Here is a 20,291-nt window from a genome sequence, read left to right as displayed (position 1 = left end):
GCATATCGACCAACTCTTTCTCAAGCAGTTTCCGGACACCAGCGGCGTCAAGGCCGTGTATCAGGCGGTGGTGAGCGCGCCCGCAACCATCGACAAAGTTCACAGCGCGCGCTTGCTCGGTTATACCTACCAGTTCACATTGAACAAGTTCGACAGCTTCCGGCTGGATGACACGCTGGGCTTTCAGATCGGCACGCAGCCGGTACTGTTGCCGTTTCATATCAGCATGGATTTCACGGTGCATGAGGGCGAGGCGCTGGCTGAATTCTGCGCGTGCGAAGGCGAAGCGCACGCCGAAGCCGAACCAGCCGAAGCCGAACCAGCCGAAGCCGAACCAGCCGAAGCCGAACCAGCCGCGCCAGCGCCCGAAGTCGCTGCCACGATCGGCCCAGGAGGCATGGCCGGCTTAGCTCTAATAGCCGACACGGCCGCTGCAGACCCTGCGCCTGATCCCGCCGCGCCCGCCGCGCCCCGCGCGCCCAAAGGCAGGCCGGAGAAGATCGCGATTCTCGGCGGCGGCCCGGGCGCGATGGCGGCCGCCTACTATCTGACCGACGATCCCGGCTGGCGCGACCGATACGAAATCACCGTCTACCAGATGGGCTGGCGGCTGGGCGGAAAATGCGCAAGCGGACGCAACGCCGACATGGGACAGCGGATCGAGGAACACGGTCTCCATTTGTGGTTCGGCTTCTACAACAACGGTTTCGATCTGATGCGCAAGGCCTACTCCGCGCTCGACCGTGCGCCCGGCATGCCGCTCGCCACCCTCGAGGACGCCTTCAAGCCGCACAATCTCATCGTGGTGACCGAACTCATCAAAGATGAGTACAAGTTCTGGCCGTTGCTGCTGCCGATCAAACCGGGCGTACCGGGCGGGCACCATGGCGAACTCACGTTTGCCGGTATCGCGGCGACGCTGACGGCCTGGATTCATCAATGGATCGAGCATCTCAATCTGCATCTGATCGAGGTCGTGCACAACAATTTCAAGGAAGGTGTGCATCACATCGAGAGCATCGCCGATGGCGTGATGGGCTTTTTCCGCCGCCTGAAAGACTCGTTCCATTTGTGGACGCCCGGAAGCCGCGACATGGTGATCGACGAGTTGCAGGCGTTGCGCGCATCCGTGTTCGACACGGTCCATGACTATCTCGACGAAGACGATCCCACCCGGCATCTGTTTATCTGTATCGATCTCGCTGTCACGGCGCTGATCGGCATGCATGCGGACCACGTCATGTTCAGAAACTTCGACGTGATCAACGACATCGATTTCCGCGACTGGCTGCTCAAGCATGGCGCGAACCCCGACTATTCCGTGGACTCCGCACTCGTGCGCGCACTTTACGATCTCACCTTCGCTTACGAAGACGGCGACACGCAGCGTCCGAATATCGAAGCCGGAACCATGCTGCGCGGGCTCTTGCGTCTCACCATCGACTATCACGGCAGCTTTATCTGGAAGATGCAGGCCGGCATGGGCGACACGGTGTTCACGCCGCTCTACAAGGTACTGAAGCAGCGCGGCGTGGATTTCAAATTTTTCCAGAAGGTCGATGAATTGATCCCCGCGCCGGACAGCGACGAGGTCATGGAGATCGTCATCACCGAACAGATGGCGCTCGCGGCAGGCCAGAAAGAATACGATCCTTTGGTCGAAGTGGCCCGCCTGGACTGCTGGCCCGATCGTCCGAAATACGAACTGCTCGACCCGGCGCAGGGACAAATGCTCAAGGACTCCGGCGCGGATCTCGAGTCGTATTTCGACGACTGGCCGACAATTCATAGTGCGGCCGCGCACGCGGAATTGCCGGTCACGCGACTCCAGCGCGGCGTGGATTTCGACACGATCGTGTGCGGACTGCCAGTGGGCGCGCTGTCGTATGTGTGCCCGAAGCTGCTGGAGCGCAGTCCTGCGCTAAAGGACGCGTCCGTCAAGGTCGAGACCACAGCCACGCAGGCGTATCAGATGTGGTTGAGCGAGAAGCTTGAGAATCCTGGCTGGAATCATGTCGGCGCGGAAGAGGAGGATCCCGTCCTGAGTTCCTTTAGCGAGCCGTTCGACACGCTGACGCCGATGAATCAGCTGTTGAAGTGCGAGACATGGCCCGAGGAATGCACACCGCAAAGCGTCGCGTATTTCTGCAGTCCGATCCAAACGCCCGCGTTCACCCCGGCCACCAGGGCGAACGTGATCACCACCGTTACGCTGCAAGTGAAGAATCATGCCATCGAGCAACTGACCAGGCAGGCGTCGAATTTCTGGCCGGGCGCGGTGGTTGATGGCGCTTTCCGGTGGGACGTGCTGATCTCGCCATCCAACGAGCGCGGCGCGCTGCGGTTCGATTCGCAGTACTGGCGCGCCAATGTCAATCCGCCTGAGCTGTATGTGCAGTCGGTGGTCGGCAGCACCGCGTATCGGATTACGAGCGATGGCTCGGGCTTTCGCAATCTCTTCTTCGCGGGCGACTGGCTCAAAACAGGCTTGAACGCGGGTTGTGTCGAAGCCGCGATCATGGGCGGCATGCAGGCTTCGCGCGCCATATCCGGGCATCCGGCCGTGATCCGTGGCGAAACGGATCGCTGATGCGCACCGCTCACGACTGCACGAACGCCGCGCCGATCCGCTCGTGCTGAACCCGCGCCTGCTCGAGTAACGCGGTTCGCTCGGCGCTGCCCTGCGGACTCTGATTGCCGAGTTCGTAGAGCAGCAGCGCCTCGTCGTAAAGGGTGCCGAGTGCGCGCGCCACCACCAGTCCGCGATGCCAGCACGTGATCGCGCGCGGCCTGTCATGCCGGGCAGCGGCCATGCGGCCCGCAAGCAGTGCGGCGCGCGGCGCGGCGGGGCGGGTGGCGCGCGCATAGCGGCTCAGGATGCGGCAGGCGCGCCGCGCGTCGCGCCAGTCCGTCATGCCGCAGATTGATGCATCGATCAGCGTCTGCGCGATGCCGGCGATCCCCTCGGTGATGTACCACGCCACCGGCACGCCCGCCGATAAATCGTCGAGGGCCGCACGGGCCGATTCCACCGCGCGCGCATGTTCGCCCATCCGCCAGCAGCACGCCGCCACCAGTCCCTGACAAAAGATCCGGTCGAACTGCGGCAGCTCGCGCGCACTGATCACTTTGCACAGGCAACGCACGCGCTCCTGCAAACCGTCGCCGTGCATCAGCGCAAGGCAGGTATCGAAGCCATAAAGATAGGCGGCGATCTGCGCCGGCATGTCGTGGCGCGCGGGACGCAACTGGTCCAGCAGGGCCTGGGCTTCGTCGAATTGGCCGCGTGCGAGGGCGATCGCGCACAGTCCGCCGATCGACTGCTGGCAGCGCTCGGTCGCGCCCAGCCGCGCATAGAGGGAGGTCGAATAGGTCAGGCATTCGATCGCGCGTTCCCAGCGGGCATCGGCGGCCCAATAGACGCCGCCGACGACGTTCGCATAGGCGATATCATCGATGCCGCCTTGTTCGCTCGCCAGCGCCAGCGAGCGCCGGTTATAGAGTTGCGAAAGCCAGCGTTGCCGCGAACCCGCAAAGCCGATGGCCATCGCCGCCAATCCCTTGACGGCCTCGCGCACACTGCCGGAACGCTCGGCGAGATTGAGCGAAGTGAGCGTGGCGTGCAGCAGCGACAGCGTGCCGCTGTTGAAGTAAGCGATCTCGCTGAGCTTCTCGTGAATCTGCGAAATGCGCGGCAGCAAAGGGTCCGCGCTGCGGCCGTGCACCAGCCCCGCGCGCGTGCCGAGCTGACGGGCCAGTTGCCAGGCCACGTCGAGGGCCATGGTGGCGGCGTGGCGCGGCATCGGGCGGCCGGCGCATTCCAGCGCGCGATTGAAGTGGAGCTTGGCCGCGTCGTACTGAAACGATTCGCTGTAGGCTTCGCCGAGAATGGTCTCGAAGCGCATGTCGCGCAGCGGGTCCGGCGCGAGTTGAGCTTCCGCGACCAGCCGGAGCGCGCGATTGGCCTGACGGATCGCGTCGCGGGTCGCATAACGTTTGAGCGAATGCTCGGCGGACTGTTCGAGATAGGCGACGGCGGCGGGCGCCCTCAAGGCGCGCTCCCAATGCAAGGCCAGCGCGGCGAAATGCGGTTCGAGATCGTGCGCCGCATGGGTTTCGATCCACTTGGCGATATCCTGATGCAACTCCTGACGCAGCGAGCAAGGCAGCAGCTCGTACACGGCGTCCTGCAGCAGCACGTGCTTGAAACGATAGTGATCCTGATCATCAGCGACTGGATACACCACGTCCTCACGTTCGAGTTCGTGCGTCAGCGCAACGAGATCCGTGCCGCCCTGATCGTCCGGGAAGAGATCGCGCAGCATTCTGAGCGAGAACTCGGACCCGATCACCGCGGCGATCTTCAGCAAAAGCTGTTCAGCGCCGCCCAACGCATCCACGCGGCTGACGATAATGCCGCGCAAGCCTTCGGGCAGCGTGACGCGGGCTTCGCTGGCGGCGTCCGCGACAAAGGCGGCCACGCCGTCGATCACTTCGAGATAGCCTGAAGCGCGCAGCGCCGACACCACTTCTTCGGCATAGAGCGGATTGCCCTCGGTGCGCTCCACGACGAAATGCGTCAGTTCATCGGTTGCTTCTCTTGCACCCAGCCGATGCGCGATCAACACCGCGAGCGCGGCATGCGTCAGTCCGGGCAGACTCAGGCAGCGGCGCGATTCGCGCACCACGCGATGCGCTTCCGGCGCGGCCGATGCCTCGAGCGGCCGCGTGGCGCTAAGCAGCAGAAGACCCGTCGGCGGCGCGATCGCCAGTTCCAGCAGCAGCGCAGCGGATGCGCCGTCGAACCAGTGCAGATCGTCGGCGATCAGCAGCAGCGGCGTATCGATCGACGAGCGCGAAATGAGGGCGGTGACAAGCTTGCGTACCCCTTCGGCGCGCGCCTGGCCGGTCATCTCGCGGGTGAAATCGGTGTCGTCGAAAGCGAAGGGCAGGATATCGTTCAGGAGTGCAAGCCATGCAACCAGGTTCTCGTCATCCGCTACCAGACTCGTGGCGACGCGGCGCGCGATAACGGGATTGAACTTACTGGAGCCGCACAGCAATTGCGCGAGGATATGCCGCCAGACGTGGTACACGGACATCGATTCCAGCGCGAAGCCCGCGCCCCAGATCACCGGCACGCCGCGCTCACGCGCATGAGCGGCGATGTCCGCGATCAGGCGCGTCTTGCCGAGGCCGGCTTCGCCGCATAGTGCTATCGCGTCGCCGCCGCCAGCGATCACCCGGTCGAGCGCAAGCGACAATTTCTCGAATTCGGGTTCGCGGCCGACCGACACGCCAGTGAAGAAATGCCCTTCGCCCTGCGGGTCGATCCGGGGTCGCCAGACCGCCACCGCTTCGATGATGCCCTTGGCGGACACCGGGCCGCAGGCATCGAAAAGGAATTCGTGAGCGGCGGCGTCACGGGTGCTTTTATCGCAGAGAATGCCGCCGTTCGCCGCCGTCATCAGGCGCGCCGCGCGATTGACCACGCCGCCGGTCAAGCCGGCGTGCCGGCGTTGCTCGCCACCGCGGTCGGCATACAGCGCGAGTCCCGTGGTCATGCCGATACTCACTGCGATGCGCCGTTCGTGCAGCGCGTGAACCAGCGCGCGGCCGGCGGCGACCGCGCGCACGGTGTCGTCCTCGTGCGCCATGAACGGCAGGCCGAACACCGATAGCAAGGTGAGACCCTTGTCGTCCGCCGACAACTCGGTCAGCACGCCGCCGAAACGCGCGTGCGTGGTCTGCGCGCATTCGACAGCGGCTTGCAGATGATCGAGCGCATCGTCGCGGGCGTAATCGACACGCGACAGACCGATAAACAGTGTGCTGATGGTTCTGAATTCCGCGAACCACCGGCCGCCGCCCAGGCGCACGCGTTCGAGAAAGTGCCGGGCGAGAAAGCTTTCCGGCACGCCGGACGACGGGCCGGGCTCGTGTGCCGGCTCCAGCATCGGCACGCAGCCGCCCGGCGCGGGATCCACACAAACGTTCGTGATTGCAACCGTCACCCCGTGCGCCAGTTGCCGTTGCGCCTCGAATGATCCGCGTACTTTGTCCCATAGCGCGGGACAGATCACGACGTCATCGGCAGTGCCAAACTGATTGGCGGCGGCGGCCTGCGCCACCGGCACGCCTGCGGTCAGGCTGTACCATTTCCCGCCGATACCGCCGACCGTCAGATGCGTGAGCCTGCCTTCGGCCAGTGAGACGCGCTGGCGCATTGGCACGCCGGTTTCCGCGATGATCGCGGGCAGCGCGCGTTGCATGCTCAGTGCGCACTGCACGGCGAGTACCGCAGCCGCAGGCGACGATGTTTCGTATTCCCAAATCACACGAATGGCGTCACCGGCGAAATCGAGCACATCGCCGCCATGCCCGATGGCGATCGCGGTCATTCTTCCGAAGTAACGATCGAGAATGGCGGACAAGCGTTCCGCTCCCGACACGCCCTGACGCGCGAAGCGTTCCGTGAGTTCGGTGAATCCGGCGATATCGACCATCATGGCGACGCCGTCGAAGTGTCGTGCGCCGGGGCGATCGTCGTGTCGCGCGCTCAGCACATGCCGCGGCAGATAGCGCGACAGCGCGACAGGGATGAATGCATTGGCTTCGCCCACCTCGTTCTCCCGCAGGCAATTCACGCTGCATTCACTTTAGTGGCATCGAAGCCGTTTCGCTTTAAAACTTTGCGCGCGTTAAAGGGGATGTTGTCTCGAGGCATCGCCGCGCCACGCATGACCGTTCGCAAGCCAATGAACATCCGCCAATTCCAAGCGCTGAAACGCGCGTTTCGAGGTGCGTTTGTCCTGGATCAAGACGCGGACCAATCGGCGATGCTCGATGCCTCAGGTGGCCGGAAACCTCGCGCGTCGCGCGCTGACGCCCCGGTTTGCCAATGTCAAAGCTGCGCCGCGCTACGTCTGACTCACGGCTCGTTTTGGCAAAATTTGGCAAACCTGCTATCCTGAACGCCATGACTACCATGAATATTTCCTTGCCGGAAGCGCTGAAGTGTTTCGTCGACGAGCAAGTCAACGAACGCGGTTATGGCACGAGCAGCGAGTATGTCCGCGAACTGATCCGCCGCGATCAGCAGCGGCAGCATTTGCGCGCGCTGCTTCTGGAGGGCGCGGCATCCGGAATGACGACACCGGTCGATAGCGACTATTTCGAATCGCTCCGCGCGCGCGTACGCACCGCGCGCAAATGAGGTCGAAGCCAGTTGTACCGTCGCGTCAGGCGCGGCAGGACGTCGAGTCGGAGATCGACTACTACCTCGTGGAAGAGGGATCCGAGCAGGCGGCGCTTGGTTTTATCGGTGAAATCGAAACGGCTTATACGAAGTTGGGGCGGCATCCTGCCATGGGATCGCCCCGTTATGCGTACGAACTCGATCTGCCGGGCCTGCGTTCGTGGCCGCTCAGGCGTTATCCGCATTTGGTGTTTTACGTGGAACGCGCTGATCATGTCGAGATATGGCGGGTGATCAACGGCGCGCGTGATATTCCGGCATGGCTGCATGAAGACTGAAGTCGTTCGCGCGGCCGGTCCTGAGTCTGTGTGATCCAGTCGATGAACAAAGACGCTTTCAAGCGCGGACCTTAAAACCCATAAAGTTCTGCCGGATTCTCAACCAGAATCTTGCGACGAATGTCATCGTTATCGGCGAGTAGCATGGCCCAATCGAGCATTTGCTTATCGTCGGGAACAGGTTTGACATTCGGATGCGGCCAGTTCGACGCCCACACGCCGCGCTCGGGAAAGCGTGCCGAGAGCGTCGAAAAGAGCCACGACACGTCGTCGAATGTGGGCGCGCCGCTGCGCGAACTTTCATACGGCGCGCTGAGCTTGATCCAGCAGCGCGGACCGTCGAGCAGACGGCACAGCGACGCGAAACCTTCGCTTTCGCGCGTGACCGGCGCGAGAAACTTGCCGAGATGATCGATCACGAGTTTCGACGGCAGGCGCGCGAGCATCGCTTCATGCTGCGGCAGCGTGTGGCCATCGAGCTGAAGATTGATGTTCCAGCCGAGCGGCGCGATGCGCGCGGACATCGTTTCGAGCGCGTCCCACGGCAGCACGCCGCCTGCGAGCATCATAAAGCGTACGCCGCGAATGCCGGCCTCGTGCAGACGATGAAGTTCGTTATCCGTAATATTGGGCGCAACGACGGCGATGCCGCGCGCGCCGTCGCCCAATTGCGCGATGGCGGAAAGCGTGCAGCGATTGTCGAATCCGTAACCCGTCGGCTGCACGACGATCGCGCGTGAAAATCCCAGCGCGCGCTGCACCTCGCGATACGCCGATGCAGGCGCGCGCGGCGGCGTGAAGGTTGCGCTCGCGGCAAGCGGGAAACCGTCTTCGTAGACGTGAATGTGGCAGTCGCAGGCGTGGTCGAGGTTCATCGTGCGGCCGCATGAAGATCGAAACCAGTCAAACGGAACGCATGCGCTGCGTTCACCGCGCCCGCTGGCACGCGGCCCTGAAACAGCGCTTCGGTTTGCGCGACCGTTTCCATCGACTGATGCTCGATCGCGCCGGGCGTCAAGCCGCCGATATGCGGCGCTGCGATCACGCGCGGATGCGCCGCGAGCTGCAACGACGGCATCTGATCCGCCGCGCGGCCGACATCGAGCGCGCAGCCCGCCAGATGTCCGCGTTCGAGCGCATCGAGCAGGGCGTCGTCATCGACGAGTTCGCCGCGCGCCGCGTTGATGAAATACGCGCCGCTTTTCATCGCGGCGAAGGCGCGCGCGTTCATCAGATTCGCGGTCTGCGCGTTCGCCGGCGCGAGACACACGACGAAGTCGGACTGCGCAAGCAAGTCATCGAACGTGACGTGCTGCACGCGCGCATCGTCGATCTGTGCGTAAGGATCGGACACGATTACGCGCATGCCGAACGCGAGCGCGAGATCGCACAGATAACGCGAAATCTGCCCATAACCGATCACGCCGAAAGTGCTGCCACGCAATTCGCGGCCCATTTGCGGCGTCGGCGATTCGCCCCGGTGATACGCCTGCGCATACGCGGTCGTGCCGCGCGCGAGATCGAGCATTGCGCCGATCACCCACTCGGACACCGAAGGCACGAAGCCCGCGCTCGCCTGCGTGACGAGCACGCCGAACTCGCTGGCGGCATCGACATCGATGGTGCGGATATCGACGGCGCAGCGCACGAATGCGGCCAGCTTCGGCAGCGCCTCGAACAGCGCGCGCGGCGCAGGCGTTTGCCGGTACGCGATGATCACATCGGCGTCGCGGGCGGCATCGGCGAGTTCGGCTGTGGTCAGTTCGCGATCTTCAGGGTTGTACGCGACATCCGCGAACGTCGCGAGCGCGGCTGCCGCACGCGCGCCGAAATAATGATCCAGCATTTGTTTGGGATGACTCACGAATACCTTGTTCATGTCCTCGTCCTGAGAGCTACGCGGGCCGCGCGACCGATTCGCGCTCGACCAGTGTGATATCCGTGAATAGCGCCTGTTCCGATGCAGGCATCGGCTCGTCATGCGGACGCATCGCGCGTTCGACCATCGCGGCGGCCATCGCGGGCACCGGAAGCTGCACGGTCGTGAGCGCCGGGTTCGAAATCGCCGCGAGAAAATGCCCGTCCATGCCGACGATCGACACCTCTTCAGGCACGCGCAGGCCGCACTCGCGCAGACCCGCCATCAGGCCGAGCGCCATCAGATCGTTTACCGCGACGATACCGCTCGGGCGTGCGTCGTCTTTCGCGAGCAGACGGGCGAGCGCGCGGCCGTTCTCAGCGATCATCGAATCGCCGTATTCGTTCACCGGGCCGCTGTCGAGCACGCGCGCATCGTCCGATAAACCGGCTTCGCTCGCGGCGCTGAAAAAGCCGTCGATCTTGTCGCGGCGGCTCATCGTCATGCCGGTCAACGTGGCGAACGCGAGGCGCTTGTGACCGTGCGCAATCAGATGTTTCGTCGCGATGCGCGCGGCCTCGAAATTGTCCGGCGTAACGTGTTCTACGCGTGTGGTTTCGCCTTCGGTCGCGCGCCGGTCGTAACTGACCACGACCATGCCGCGCTCGACCGCCGTTTCCAGATGCCGCTCGTTCGCCAGCGACGAAATCACGATCACGCGGCGCACGCCTTGCGCGAGCAGGTCATCAAAGAAAGAGGCTTCCTTCGCCGGATCGCGATACGTGTTGCCGATCATCACGCGAAAGCCGTAACGCTCCTGCGCATACGTTTCCACTTCGCGCGCGATATAGCCGTACATCGGATTGGCGATCGACGGCACCAGCAAACCGATGATCGGCGTCTGTCCCGTCTTCAACTGGCGCGCGAGCGTGCTCGGCTTGTATTGCAGCGCGCTCATCGCGGCCTGCACGCGCGCGAGCGTGTCCTGGCGCATCTGATCGGTGCGGCCGTTGAGTACGTTCGATACCGTGCTCACCGATACCCCGGCTTCGCGGGCGACATCCTGAATGGTGCTCATAAAGTTCTGAATCTTCCGGCTACAGACCGAGCCGGGTCGGCAACCACAATGAAAACGATGGCACGAGAATCAGCACCACCAACGCGACAAACAGCACCAGCAGGTATTTGAGCATAGGTCGCGCGACTGCCTTCATTTCCGTGCCGGTAATGGCGCACGTCGCGAACAGGCCGAGACCGACCGGCGGCGCGAACAGCCCGAAGCCCATCGCGACGACGATCACCGTGCCGAAGTGCAGCGGATTGATGCCGAGTTGCGTGGCGATCGGCGTGAGCAGCGGCCCGAAGATGATGAGCGCGGGCGCGCCTTCCAGCACCGCGCCGAACACGATCATGATAAGCACGGACAACAGCAGGAACATGGTCGGCCCGTATTGATGCGCGAACGCGATCATCGAGTCCGACACAAGCGCAGGAATCTGCTCGATGGTCAGCGCAAACGACACGCTCGACGCCGCCGCGACGATAAACAGAATGCTGCTCGCCATCGATGCCGAACGCACGAACACGCGCGCCACCGACTTCGGCGTGAGTTCGCGAAACGCCAGCCATCCGACGATCAACGCATACACGACCGCAAACGCGGACACTTCCGTCGATGTCGCCACGCCCGAGGTCACGCCCTTGCCGATCATCGTAATCATGACGAGCGCGACCAGCGCGCCGCCCGCGAGCGGCAGCCATTTGCGCGGGTTGGTGAGGGCATCGGCGAGATTGATACGGCGTCCGAAGATAACCGCAACGATTGCCAGCGATACCGCCAGCACCGCCGCCGGCACGACGCCCGCGAGAAACAGGCCCGCAATCGAAATATTCGCGACGAAGCCCATGATGATCATATTCACGCACGGCGGAATGGTTTCCGCCATCACCGCGCTGCACGCAAGCAAGGCGGCGGCTTCGTTCGGATCTTCCTTGCTCTGGCGCACGGCGGGCATGACGACGCCGCCGACCGCCGCGATATCCGCGAGTTTCGAACCGGACACGCCGGAGAAGAACGCCGTCGCCATGATGGTGATCAGACCGAGACCGCCGCGTACGCGCCCAAAAATACGTAGCAGCAATTCGATCAGCCGCGACGACATGCCGTTGGTTTCCATCAGCAAACCGGCCAGCACGAAGAACGGAATAGCAAGCAGCACGAAATGATCGGTTCCGGCCATGACTTGCTGCGAATAGACGAGGATCGGCAGGGAGGGTTCGGCGAGAAAATACAAAAGCGCCGAGAACGCGAGCACGAAGCCAATCGGCACGCCAAGCACCAATCCGCCGATGAAACCGGCCATCAGCAAATAACCGGGTTTGATGGCGTGTTCCGGCGCGAGCGCGTTGAACGCGAAGACAGCGGCCGCCAGCAGCACGCAGCCGATCAGCGTGCCGAGCACGGTTTTGCGTGGGCCATTCAGCGCATTGGCGAGCGCGAAGATCGTCATGAACACGCTGCCGATCACGAGCGGATAGACGTTGATCCACGCGGGCAGGCCGCTCGGCGTCATCTGTCCGTATGAATCAATGAGAAGCAATCCTGACGATACACACAGGTTACCCGCGACGCCTGCAATCACCCAATGCCCGACGTGCACGAGCGCGCCTTGCCAGCGTTGGGGCAGCATGCCGCGAAACAGATCGACGCCGACGTGCTGGCTGCGCCCGAGCACGGTGGCCGCGCCGAAGAACACCAGCACGATCATCAGCGCGCCCGCGACTTCCTCGGCCCAGTCGAACGGATCGTGCAGGAAATAGCGATAGATCACGGAGAGGAACACGACGATCACATCCGCCGCGAGCACGGCCGCGCAGAAATATTCGATCCAGTGCATAAGGCGCGAAAGGCCGCGCGCGAGCACGGTCTCTTGGCCGAAACCGGGCGCGGCGAGTTGCGCTTCCGGTCCGGGCGTCGCGGAGAAAGTGGTCATGGTGTGTCTGCCTGAATTAGCCGCGCGCAGCGGCGATGGCCGTGAAGAGCGGCGCGGTCGATGGATACTGCTTCGCGAAGCTCGCGTACAGCTTCGACTGCATCTCGCCGCGCGCGGTATCGCGATCGGCTTTGGACATCGGATAGAAGGTCATGCCTTTTTTCTTGAGCTCTTGTTCGGCGCTGGCGGCGGTTTGGATCGCTGCGACGCGCTGTTTCGCCGTCGCATCCGCTGCCGCTTTCTGGAACGCGGGACGCAGGTTCTCGGGGATCTTCGCGAGCGCGCGCTTGCCCATCACGACGACGAGCGGGCTGAAGACGTGTTGCGTCTGCCAGCACGACTTCACCACTTCGTCGTACTTACTGGCGAGCACGGTTGCGCAATCGTGTTCGAAGCCATCGACGACACCGGTTTGCGCGGCCATATACAGTTCGCCGATGGGAATGGGTGTCGGCACCGCGCCCATCAGCTTGAAGGTTTCCATGAAGGCGGGCGTGGGCAATACGCGCAGCTTCACGCCCTTGATATCCGCGAGCGATTGCGTCGGCTTCTTGGTGAATACGTTTCGGGCACCGAACGAATATCCCCACGTGACGACGGAACAATTCGCGCGCTGTTGCAGCAGGGTATCGAACGATTTGCCGACGGAGCCGTCCATCGCGCGTCCGACGTGATCGAAACTGTCGAACACGTAGCCGAGATCGAGCATGCCGAGTTCGGGCAGCACGGTCGCCCAGATCGACGAACCCGTGACCATCATGTCCACCGCGCCGACTTTCACCTGCTGCACGACATCGCTTTCCTTGCCGAGCTGATTGTTCGGAAAATAGTCGATGCGAATCTGGTCGCCGACGCTCGCCTTCAGGTTCGCCGCGAGATTCTGGAACCACACGTAATGCGCGGCGTTTTCATTGGCGGGCATCGATGACGACAGGCGCAAGGTCGCCGCCGGCTGCGCGCGCACGATCGCGGGAAAGCCCGCGCCCGCTGTCGCGAGCGTCGCTGCGGCGGCCGTCTGGATGAATCGCCGACGGGACAGGTGGCAGTCGGATTGCATGGTGTCGTCTCCTTAGATTACTGTATCGATTTAGTATATCGATACAGTAGCCCGGCGCGGAGCGACGAGAAAATGGGTATTTACCCTGCGGGGGTTATGCGAGCAGGTCGGCTAAGTCGATTCCGTTTTTTGCCGCGTCGAGTTGGTCGTCCGGCACCGGACCTTGTCGTTCGGGATCGACCAGCGCCTGATTGAGATCGACGTACGGGCGCATGCGGTTCTCGTAGGCGGCGAACGCATCGGCATGATTTTGCGGATGCTGCGCCAGATCATGCGCGAGCACGAACGCGCCGACCAGCGCCAGACTCGTGCCTTGCCCCGAAAATGGCGATGCACAATACGCGGCATCGCCGAGCAGCACGACGCGGCCCTGCGACCACGAAGGCAGATGAATCTGCGCAAGCTCGTTGTAATAGAACTGATCCGTGCTCGCCATCGCATCGAGAAACTGGGGGAAGTCACCCTTCAGATGCGCGCAACTCTGAGATACGGCGCGCTTCTGCCCATCGACATCGTTTCGGGACAAGGCCGGCTCAGGCGCGCCGAATCCCACGCCGATGCGCAACTCGCGCTTATCCCGGCTCGGATAGATCACGTAGCCGAGTTCCTCCACGCGATACCCAATCTGCCAGTCATCGAGCGCGATGAAATTGGGCGTCGAAAACAGCGCCAGCACGACACCCAGCGGAAAGACACACGCTGCCTCGTCGTTGAATAATTGCTTACGGACGCCTGAATAAATTCCGTCGGCACCGATCAGGATATCGAACGATCTGTCGGAACCACGTTCGAACGTCACACCGACACTGTCTTCATGCTGTGCGATGGCGCGAATGCTGTTGTCATACATGATTTCGACACGCGCGCTCAATGCTTTCATCAGCAATTCGCAGAGATCGTCGCGGAAGATCTCGATGTCGTCACTGTCGAGACGTCCCGCGCTGTAGGTGCGCTCCTCCGTGCGATGAATCTCGTTGCCATCGGCGTCGAGCATCGACATGCCTTTGAGCCGCGTGCGCAAGCTGCGGGCGGCGTCGAGCAGGCCCATCGCCTGCATGACTTGCAGCGCCACGCCACGGATATCGACAGCCTGACCGCCGCGCCGGAATCCGTCGGAACGTTCGACGAGCGTGACATCGAACCCTGCACGATCCAGCCAGAAAGCGGCCGCGAGGCCAGCAACGCCAGCGCCGGAAATCAGAACGTTTCGAGCCATCGTCACACCTCTTTGTTGTCGGTTATTGCTGGCGATTCTAGCGGCTTTTTCGCGTATTCTCATTCGAAACGCGCGCTGTTCGTCTACGGCCGCTCGCGCGCGACGCGAACATCGGCATCTTGCTCAAAATCCAGTCGAGCAGCGCTTGTGGGCCCGCCGCAAGCGGCCGCCCCGTTTTCACGAGCAGTCTGGCTTGAGCGCTTTCGAAGAGTGGATGAGCGATCGGAATGACCGTCAGTTCACCGCTCGCCAGTTCGCGATACGCCGCAAATTCGCCGATCAGCGCCATGAAGTTTTCCGCCGCGACGAAGCGCTTCAACGCGCTGAGCGAGTTCGTTGTGAGCGTCGGACGAATGGCGAGATTGTCCGTGGTTTCCAGCATCTTCACCACATGGCCGATGCCGAATGAAGGTGGCATCAGCGCGAGCGGATAGTCGAGCAGATCGTCGATCTTTACGATGCCGCCGCGTCGCGCCAGCGGATGATCCTTGCGCACGAGCAGCACGACCGGTTGCGATGAACTTGCGTGAATCGTGACGCGCTCGTGCGGCGGCGGGTTATATGCCAGCCCGATATGCGCACGGCTCTGCGCAACTTCATCGAGCAGATCGTCGACGGCGAGCGTCTGCACATCGACTTCGAGTCGCGGATAGCGCGCACAGAACGGCGCGAGTACATCGTCGATGAGCGTATCGACATAGCCTTCGCTGATCGCCAGACGAATCTGGCCCTGCTGCAAGCCTTTGAGCGCATGCAACTGGTCTTCGAGTTTCTCCTGCTGCGAGCGATAACCCCGCCAGAACTCGAGCAAGTGAAACGCCGCTTCCGTTGGCCGCACGCCGCGCGCTTCGCGCTCGAACAGCGTCGTATCGAGTTCCTCTTCGAGCAGCTTGATTTGTCGCGTAATCACGGAAGGCGATGTGTTCAGGTGATCCGCCGCGCCGCGAATCGTGCCGTGCGACAGCACTTCGTGAAAATAGCGAAGCCGTTGCTGATTGATTTCGCGCATGGCGGCGTCTCCATCGATTGAAGCGTTGCTCACAGGGCAACGATACGTGAACTTTGTTGCTCTTGCTCGCATATGTGCACGCGCTCACCATGCGCTTACCCGAGAAGGGAAGACATAAAAGGAGACGCGAATGTCAACCATGCCAATGTCGCGCAACGGCGATGCCGTTTCGGCGCTTTATCGCAAGATCAATTGGCGGCTCTTGCCACTGCTGATTGCGTGTTACATGTTCGCGTATCTGGATCGCGTGAATGTGGGTTTTGCGAAGCTTCAGATGCAAAGCGATCTCGGCTTCTCCGACGCGGCTTATGGCGTCGGCGCGGGAATCTTTTTTATCGGCTATGTGCTGTTCGAGATTCCGAGCAATCTCATGTTGCCGCGCATCGGCGCGCGGCTTACGTTCAGCCGAATTCTGGTTTTGTGGGGTATTACGTCGGCGTGCATGTTGTTCGTGCGCAGCGTGCCCATGTTCTATGCGATGCGTTTTCTGCTCGGCGTGTTCGAAGCGGGCTTCGCGCCGGGCATGATCTATTACCTGTCGCGCTGGTACGGACCCACGCGGATGGCGCGTGCCATTGCAATCGTGTTCGTCGCGGGACCGCTGGGCGGCGTGATTGGCGGGCCGCTGTCGGCGTGGCTGATTTCATCGCTTGGCGGAGTGGGCGGACTGGCGGGCTGGCAGTGGATGTTTCTGGTCGAAGGTTTGCCGTGCATCGCGTTGGGCGCGCTCGTGTGGTTCGTCCTCGCCAATCGTCCGTCCGATGCGCGCTGGCTCACGCAGGACGAACAACGCTTTGTCGAAGCGGAAGTCGGCGCGCACACAAGCCATGAGCATCATATCGATTCGTTTCGCGAAGTGGTTAGGAATCCTCGGGTCTATTTGCTGGCGCTGGCGTATTTCTGCATCATCTTCCCGATCTACGCGATCAGTTTCTGGCTGCCGACCTTGCTGCGTGAACAAGGCGTGACCGACACGATCCGCCTCGGCTGGTACGTGGCGATTCACTATCTCGCCGCCGCGATCGCCATGTATGCCGCAGGCCGCCGCTCCGACAAGCTGGGCGAGCGGCGCTATCACAGCGCGTTACCGGCGCTCGCCGCCGCCGCGCTGCTGATAGCGATTCCGTACGCGTCCGGACATCTCTTCGCGACGCTCGCGCTGCTTACGCTGGCCACCGCCTGCATGTGGATGGCCTACACAGTGTTCTGGGCAATTCCTTCGGAGACCATATCAGGTCCGGCGGCGGCGGGCGGGATTGCACTCATCAACACAATCGGGCTGTCGGGCGGATTTTGGGGACCGGCGGCGCTCGGCTGGATCAAGGCCGCGACGGGCAGCACCAACGGCGGGTTGCTTCTGATGGCATTCATGGCGGCGCTTGCATGCGTGCTGATTCTCGCGAACAAACGCACGGCTACTGCCGCGAAGACGCGTACGGCTCAAGGCTTAGGGCTTAGGGCTTAGGGCTTAAAGCTCAACGAAAGGACGACGATCATGAACATTCTTATCGCAGGATTCCAGCACGAAACCAACACCTTCGCGCCGACGAAGGCGAGCTATCAAAGCTTCATCCAGGGCGAAGGCTTTCCGCCGATGGCGCACGGCGCCGATGTGCTCAAGCTGCGTGATGTGAACGTGCCGATTGGCGGTTTTATCCAGTGGGCCGAAGCGCATGGACACACGCTGATTCCAGTGATCTGGGCAGGCGCGAGTGCATCGGCGCAAGTGACGGAAGACGCGTATGAGCGCATTGCGGGCGCGATCGTGGACCGCGTGAAAGCAGGCGGTTTCGATGCGATCTATCTCGACCTGCACGGCGCGATGGTCACCGAACATCTCGACGATGGAGAAGGCGAGTTGCTCGCGCGCGTGCGTCGCATCGTGGGCGAAGACATGCCGCTCGTCGCATCGCTCGATCTGCATGCGAACGTGACGGCGCGCATGATCGAACTCGCCGATGCGCTCGTCGCGTATCGCACCTATCCGCATGTCGATATGGCCGAGACGGGGCTGCGCGCGGCGCATCTGCTGGCGCAACGTATCGCGCACGGCAGGCCGTTCAAGCGCGCGATACGCCGTGTGCCGTTCCTGATTCCGGTGAATGGCATGTGCACGCTCGTGGAGCCTGCGCGCGGCATGTACAGCGCGGTCGATGCGCTGGAAAAAGAGGTCGTGTCGCTATCGTTCGCGCCGGGCTTTCCGGCATCGGATTTCGACGAATGCGGTCCGGTGATCTGGGGCTACGCGCTCGATCAGGCATCGGCGGATCGCGTGGTCGATACGCTCTACACGCAACTCGCCGATAACGAAGCGCGCTGGGACGTGCCGTTCCTGTCGCCCGACGAAGCCGCGCGCGAAGCCATCGACGCGAGCCGGGCGGCGACCAAGCCGGTCATCATCGCCGATACACAGGACAACCCCGGCGTCGGCGGCGATTCGAACACCATGGGCATGGTGCGCGCCCTGTTGCGCCATCACGCGCGCGATGCCGCCGTGGGCGTGATCTGGGACGAGCGTGCGGCGCGCGCGGCGCATCGGGCGGGCGTGGGCGCGCGTATCAGGATCGCGCTTGGCGGCGGCTCGAATGTGCCGGGCGACGCGCCGCTCGAAGGCGAATTCGAAGTCGAGCATCTGTCCGACGGACGCTTTCGTTTCGATGGTCCGATGCTCAACGGCATGAGCGGCGAACTCGGACCGAGCGCGTGCCTGCGCATCGACGGCGTGCGTATCGCGGTGAGCAGCATCAAGATGCAGATATTCGACCGGAATCTGTTTCGCGTCGTGGGTATCGAGCCGGAGCGGATGAAGATCCTGGTGAACAAGAGTTCAGTGCATTTTCGCGCCGACTTCGAGCCGATCGCCGCGCGCATTCTCGTTGCGAAGGCTCCCGGCCCGATGGCCGCCGATCCTGCGGATCTGCCCTGGCGTCGTCTCGATGAACGCATGCGCGTGCGTCCGTTGGGACCGACGTTGGCGGCGCTGCGGGCATCGAATTCTCCACACGAAACTCAGCCAGCGCCTCGGGTCCGCGTATTGCGCTAATGCGTGAACCCCCAATCACGAGAGAGAGGCTGATATGTCGCGTCAAAACTTGACTCAGAAAGCCGCAGACGTAGCGCCGCGCGCAACGGTGCAGCGCGATGCGATCCGCGTGCTCACCGACGACCATCGAGCTGTTCAAAAACTGTTGATGCTGGTGACAACGCAATGCGTTTGCATTAATCGTTTTAGCCCGTTTCTGCGTAAAGGGCGGCAGGAGCGGGTGTTTGCCTTCGTGTGATAAGCGTGACTTGTCAGTTGACTGACCGACTCTAACAACGAGAAATCGAAATGAGCGACAACAGTGGTTGCACGGCGTCGAGACCGATGAATATAGGAATGCTAACGCACATCAAACATCCTATTCGTGAGCCTTTTGCGGGAGGACTCGAAGCCTTTACATACGATATGACGCAGATGCTTCGAAAGCGTGGACATACGGTAACGCTCTTCGCGCATCCCGAGTCTTCGCCGGAATTGGATGTACGGCCTATGTCGTTGAACCGGCATTATCGACAAGAATCACGTCGGCACGATCACGATACGTTGAGTACGGAATTCATCGCTGAACATCACGCTTATATGGATTGTCTGCAACGGATCGATGACTGCGGGTTCGATGTTGTTTTCAATAACTCGCTGCACTACGTTCCCATCACGTTTTCAGGTTCGATGCGAACACCGATGCTCACGGTTTTGCACACGCCGCCTTTTTTCGAATTGATCAACGCAGTAGCAGCGCAGCATGAACGGGGCGGCGGCCACTATTGCACCGTATCGGCAACTAATGCCGCAAGCTGGGCGGATCTCATACCGACTTGCCATGTCATTCCAAACGGGATCGATTTGCAGTTTTGGCGTCCGGCAAACGCGGCAAACGAACAGCATGCCATTTGGTATGGCCGGCTTGTCGCTGATAAAGGTCCGCATCTGGCGATCGATGCCGCGCGCGCGGCGGGAATGGCGCTTCGGATTGCCGGGCAAGCGACCGATGCCTCGTATTTCTCAGAGTTCATCCAGCCGCGATTGGGAGGCGATATCGAATATCTGGGCCATTTGCCACGCGCGCGCTTGGTCGATGAACTTGGCCGTGCGGCTGTATGCCTTGTGACGCCGCGTTGGGATGAACCCTTTGGATTGGTCGTCGCCGAGGCGCTGGCGTGCGGCACGCCCGTTGCAGCTTTCTCGAGAGGCGCGATTCCGGAGTTGCTTACTGCGGACACCGGCATCATGGTTCCAGCGGATGACGTCTCTGCGCTCGCTGAGGCGATCCTTGCCGCACGCGCTTTGGATCGTCGAGCATGCCGCCTCCATGCCGAGGCAAAGTGGAGCATGGATCGCATGATCGCTGGATACGAGTCGTTGCTTTCAGGTCTTTGCCCGGAGTTGGAAGTCGAGCATGAATAGTCCGGCTCGGCGCGTGAACATCGGTTATTACGCCCATCATCAAGGTGCCGGGCATGTCATGCGAGCGCTGACGATCGGTGCGCATATGCCGGAAACCATGACGGTCTTTAGCAGTGCGCCTCCTGTGCAATTCAATTTTCCGCCTACGGTTGAGTATTGCGAACTGCCGGCAGAT

At 62.1% G+C, this 20,291-nt stretch carries 15 protein-coding genes; 7 read left to right on the top strand and 8 right to left on the bottom strand.

Features of this window, described 5'->3' with window-relative positions; genetic code table 11:
* Positions 1–2,590: NAD(P)-binding protein (locus P7F28_RS09395; protein ID WP_277184237.1), on the top strand; the 2,590-nt coding region annotated here is incomplete at its 5' end.
* Positions 2,591–2,600: 10 nt separating this feature from the next.
* Here P7F28_RS09395 and P7F28_RS09390 read toward each other — a convergent pair.
* A complete protein-coding gene (locus P7F28_RS09390; protein ID WP_277184236.1) occupies positions 2,601–6,623 on the bottom strand; it encodes an AAA family ATPase in 4,023 nt (1,340 codons plus the stop codon).
* A gap of 356 nt (positions 6,624–6,979) precedes the next feature.
* Between P7F28_RS09390 and P7F28_RS09385 the strand changes: the two genes are divergently transcribed.
* Both P7F28_RS09385 and P7F28_RS09380 read left to right on the top strand, forming a co-directional pair.
* Positions 6,980–7,216, top strand: coding sequence for a type II toxin-antitoxin system ParD family antitoxin (locus P7F28_RS09385; RefSeq protein WP_277184235.1), 237 nt, complete (start codon positions 6,980–6,982; stop codon positions 7,214–7,216).
* Entirely contained in the window at positions 7,213–7,536 is a 324-nt protein-coding gene (locus tag P7F28_RS09380) for a type II toxin-antitoxin system RelE/ParE family toxin (protein ID WP_277184234.1), read from the top strand. The genes P7F28_RS09385 and P7F28_RS09380 overlap by 4 nt, the downstream gene beginning before the upstream one ends.
* A gap of 71 nt (positions 7,537–7,607) precedes the next feature.
* Here the strand turns inward: P7F28_RS09380 and P7F28_RS09375 are convergent, their stop codons facing one another.
* The 7 genes from P7F28_RS09375 to P7F28_RS09345 all read right to left on the bottom strand — a co-directional run bounded on the left by P7F28_RS09375 (position 7,608) and on the right by P7F28_RS09345 (position 15,669).
* Positions 7,608–8,411: an amidohydrolase gene (locus tag P7F28_RS09375; RefSeq protein ID WP_277184233.1), complete on the bottom strand. Its 804-nt coding sequence runs from the start codon at positions 8,409–8,411 to the stop codon at positions 7,608–7,610.
* On the bottom strand, positions 8,408–9,415 hold the full coding sequence (locus P7F28_RS09370; protein WP_277184232.1) for a hydroxyacid dehydrogenase: 1,008 nt from the start codon (positions 9,413–9,415) through the stop codon (positions 8,408–8,410). Before P7F28_RS09370 ends, P7F28_RS09375 begins: the two co-directional genes overlap by 4 nt.
* Before the next feature lie 16 nt (positions 9,416–9,431).
* The gene (locus P7F28_RS09365; RefSeq protein ID WP_277184231.1) at positions 9,432–10,472 is read right to left on the bottom strand and encodes a LacI family DNA-binding transcriptional regulator; all 1,041 of its coding nucleotides are present in this window, start codon (positions 10,470–10,472) and stop codon (positions 9,432–9,434) included.
* Positions 10,473–10,491: 19 nt separating this feature from the next.
* The gene (locus tag P7F28_RS09360) at positions 10,492–12,387 is read right to left on the bottom strand and encodes a TRAP transporter large permease subunit (RefSeq protein WP_277184230.1); all 1,896 of its coding nucleotides are present in this window, start codon (positions 12,385–12,387) and stop codon (positions 10,492–10,494) included.
* A gap of 16 nt (positions 12,388–12,403) precedes the next feature.
* Positions 12,404–13,444 carry a TRAP transporter substrate-binding protein gene (locus P7F28_RS09355; protein ID WP_277184229.1) on the bottom strand — a complete coding sequence of 347 codons (1,041 nt, stop codon included), beginning with the start codon at positions 13,442–13,444 and terminating at the stop codon, positions 12,404–12,406.
* 94 nt (positions 13,445–13,538) lie between these two features.
* Entirely contained in the window at positions 13,539–14,660 is a 1,122-nt protein-coding gene (locus P7F28_RS09350; RefSeq protein WP_277184228.1) for an FAD-dependent monooxygenase, read from the bottom strand.
* A 37-nt stretch (positions 14,661–14,697) separates the two neighbouring features.
* Positions 14,698–15,669 (bottom strand): LysR family transcriptional regulator, encoded by a 972-nt coding sequence (locus P7F28_RS09345; protein WP_277184227.1) that lies wholly within the window; start codon positions 15,667–15,669, stop codon positions 14,698–14,700.
* Positions 15,670–15,799: 130 nt separating this feature from the next.
* On the opposite strand from P7F28_RS09345, the gene P7F28_RS09340 reads away from it, so the two are divergent.
* Genes P7F28_RS09340 through P7F28_RS09325 form a run of 4 tightly spaced genes read left to right on the top strand, consistent with a single transcriptional unit; the run spans position 15,800 to position 20,116 of the window.
* Complete coding sequence (locus P7F28_RS09340) at positions 15,800–17,134, top strand: MFS transporter (RefSeq protein WP_277184226.1); 1,335 nt, start codon at positions 15,800–15,802, stop codon at positions 17,132–17,134.
* Between the two features lie 30 nt (positions 17,135–17,164).
* The gene (locus P7F28_RS09335; protein WP_277184225.1) at positions 17,165–18,712 is read left to right on the top strand and encodes a M81 family metallopeptidase; all 1,548 of its coding nucleotides are present in this window, start codon (positions 17,165–17,167) and stop codon (positions 18,710–18,712) included.
* Between the two features lie 34 nt (positions 18,713–18,746).
* Entirely contained in the window at positions 18,747–18,950 is a 204-nt protein-coding gene (locus P7F28_RS09330) for a hypothetical protein (protein ID WP_277184224.1), read from the top strand.
* 50 nt (positions 18,951–19,000) lie between these two features.
* The gene (locus P7F28_RS09325; protein WP_277184223.1) at positions 19,001–20,116 is read left to right on the top strand and encodes a glycosyltransferase; all 1,116 of its coding nucleotides are present in this window, start codon (positions 19,001–19,003) and stop codon (positions 20,114–20,116) included.
* Positions 20,117–20,291 lie beyond the last annotated feature (175 nt).

The sequence above is a fragment of the Caballeronia sp. BR00000012568055 genome, assembly GCF_029439455.1.
GTDB lineage: Bacteria > Pseudomonadota > Gammaproteobacteria > Burkholderiales > Burkholderiaceae > Caballeronia.
Note: the sequence above shows the minus strand (reverse complement) of the source record. Positions and strands in the feature narration are given on the sequence as shown.

Excerpts from the sequence above, each read along its gene's own strand:
- P7F28_RS09385 (WP_277184235.1), top strand. The coding sequence starts at position 6,980 with ATGACTACCATGAATATTTCCTTGCCGGAAGCGCTGAAGTGTTTCGTC.
- P7F28_RS09380 (WP_277184234.1), top strand. The coding sequence starts at position 7,213 with ATGAGGTCGAAGCCAGTTGTACCGTCGCGTCAGGCGCGGCAGGACGTC.
- P7F28_RS09375 (WP_277184233.1), bottom strand. The coding sequence starts at position 8,411 with ATGAACCTCGACCACGCCTGCGACTGCCACATTCACGTCTACGAAGAC.
- P7F28_RS09370 (WP_277184232.1), bottom strand. The coding sequence starts at position 9,415 with ATGAACAAGGTATTCGTGAGTCATCCCAAACAAATGCTGGATCATTAT.
- P7F28_RS09365 (WP_277184231.1), bottom strand. The coding sequence starts at position 10,472 with ATGAGCACCATTCAGGATGTCGCCCGCGAAGCCGGGGTATCGGTGAGC.
- P7F28_RS09360 (WP_277184230.1), bottom strand. The coding sequence starts at position 12,387 with ATGACCACTTTCTCCGCGACGCCCGGACCGGAAGCGCAACTCGCCGCG.
- P7F28_RS09355 (WP_277184229.1), bottom strand. The coding sequence starts at position 13,444 with ATGCAATCCGACTGCCACCTGTCCCGTCGGCGATTCATCCAGACGGCC.
- P7F28_RS09350 (WP_277184228.1), bottom strand. The coding sequence starts at position 14,660 with ATGGCTCGAAACGTTCTGATTTCCGGCGCTGGCGTTGCTGGCCTCGCG.
- P7F28_RS09345 (WP_277184227.1), bottom strand. The coding sequence starts at position 15,669 with ATGCGCGAAATCAATCAGCAACGGCTTCGCTATTTTCACGAAGTGCTG.
- P7F28_RS09340 (WP_277184226.1), top strand. The coding sequence starts at position 15,800 with ATGTCAACCATGCCAATGTCGCGCAACGGCGATGCCGTTTCGGCGCTT.
- P7F28_RS09335 (WP_277184225.1), top strand. The coding sequence starts at position 17,165 with ATGAACATTCTTATCGCAGGATTCCAGCACGAAACCAACACCTTCGCG.
- P7F28_RS09330 (WP_277184224.1), top strand. The coding sequence starts at position 18,747 with ATGTCGCGTCAAAACTTGACTCAGAAAGCCGCAGACGTAGCGCCGCGC.
- P7F28_RS09325 (WP_277184223.1), top strand. The coding sequence starts at position 19,001 with ATGAGCGACAACAGTGGTTGCACGGCGTCGAGACCGATGAATATAGGA.